General features: G+C 68.3%; 1 protein-coding gene. It reads right to left on the bottom strand.

Annotation, left to right across the window (positions count from 1 at the left end; genetic code table 11):
- Nucleotides 1-353: carbohydrate porin (locus KUG38_RS16725; protein ID WP_216923541.1), on the bottom strand; the 353-nt coding region annotated here is incomplete at both ends.

The following is a 353-nucleotide window of genomic DNA, read 5'->3' as shown; positions in this document are numbered from 1 at the left end:
GGCGAAGTTACCGGCCCGCAGACGGGTGCGGAGCAGGTCCTTGCCGGTGAAGCTGGTGTCGAAGTTGAGCTGGATGTCGTAGTTGAACGCCGTGGCGCCCTGGGTCTGACGGGCCTGGTTCTGCCAGGTGTTGGGGACGACCGGGCCGAGGGGACCGAAGGGACCGGTCACGAAGGCGGGGACGCCGGTGGCCAGGGAAGCGGCGGGGCTCACCTGGGCGTTACCGCCGTAGCTGTTGGCGCCCATGATGAAGGTCGCCTTACCGGTCAGCTTGGTGGTGGTGGAGAACTGGGTGGCCTCGAGCTCACCCACCTTGGCCTCCAGGCCATCCACACGGCCGCGCAGCACGGCGA

Origin of the sequence: Synechococcus sp. CCAP 1479/9, from assembly GCF_019038535.1 — a bacterium.
Lineage (GTDB): Bacteria > Cyanobacteriota > Cyanobacteriia > PCC-6307 > Cyanobiaceae > Cyanobium.
This window is presented reverse-complemented; position numbering and strand designations above follow the sequence as displayed.